The following is a 1,303-nucleotide window of genomic DNA, read 5'->3' as shown; positions in this document are numbered from 1 at the left end:
GGGCGGCGGCGCTCGACGCGGACCGCCGCTGGTACGCCGACCTCGCCGCGCACTGGTGGGGCGAGGCCCTCGACCAGCTGGACCGGGTGCGGGGTGAGGTGGTCGTCGACAGGGACGAGCTGGTCGTCGCCCGGGTCGGTTCGCTGGCCCGCGCCGGGCGGGGGCAGACGCTGCTCGACGTCGTCGACGCGGGTCTGCTCGACGCGGTGCGCCGCGGCCGGCTGGATTCGGCCGGTCGGATCGCCGCCGCGCTGCTGCGGACCAGCGGTTCCTGGCCCTGGGCCGTCTACGGCGACGACCCGGCGCCGCTGCTGGCCCGCCTCGCCGGGATCGAGACGCTGGTCGCCGCGGATCCTCTCGCGCATGTGCGGGTGCTGGCCGCGCTCGCCGTCGGCAGCTGTTACGACCCGGACAGCTCCGTACCCGACCTGCTCAGCCGCCGGGCGATCGAGCTCGCCGAGCAGGTCGGCGACGCCGAGGTTCTCGCCGACGCCCTGCTCGGCCGGGCACTGGCTTTTTCCGGCATCGCCGAGCGGGCCGCCGAGTCCCTGGACCTGATCGCCCGGCTGGCCGCCGTCCCGCAGGCGAACTCGCAGGTGGACGAGGTGATCGCGCACGGACTGCTGCACCTCGCGAAGACCGCGCTGGGCGACCCGTCCGCTGCCGAGCACGCCCGGCTCGGCGCACTCGGCAGCGACCTGCTGCGGCTGCCCGCGAGCCGCGTGCAGTTCCGCTGGGCGCAGGGGTCGCAGGCGCTGTGGGCTGATGACGACCTCGCGGTCGCCGAGGGGATCTACCGGCATGCGCTGGAACTGCACCGGGAGACCGAGCTTTATCTCAGTGGCGTGTTCGACGTCGCGACGCTGGTGCTGCGCTTCGAACAGGGGAAACTGGCGGAGCTGGGTGAGTTGCGGGCGAGCAGTCCATTCGCCCGCCTGGGCCGGCTGCTCGTCGCGGTCGCCCGCGGGGAACCCGCGGCCGACGGGCTGATCGGCGCGGAACTCGCCTGGTTCGAGCCGGTGACGTGGACGACGCATGGCCGGCTGACCCTGCTGGCCCACGCGGTCGCCGACCGCGGTCTGCGTGAACACGCCGCGGATCTGGCCGCCCGGCTGGCCCCGGTCGCGCACTGCGTCGCCAACGTCGGCATGTGCGGGGTGGTCGGCCCGGTAGGACTGGGCCTGGCCCGGCTCGATCTGCTGCTCGATGACGTCGCCGGCGCCCGCCGGCACCTGGCGGTGGCCACCGAGGTCGCGACGCGGGCCGGCGGGACGGGTGCGCTGCTGCGCTGCCGGCTGTTCGC

Annotated in this window: 1 pseudogene; it reads left to right on the top strand. The window is 75.1% G+C overall.

The features are described 5' to 3' along the window. Window positions 1–1,303, top strand: a pseudogene (locus MXD58_RS27775) (transcriptional regulator); the annotation flags it as partial.

This window comes from Frankia sp. AgKG'84/4 (assembly GCF_023242965.2).
In the GTDB taxonomy this organism is placed as follows: domain Bacteria; phylum Actinomycetota; class Actinomycetes; order Frankiales; family Frankiaceae; genus Frankia.
This window is presented reverse-complemented; position numbering and strand designations above follow the sequence as displayed.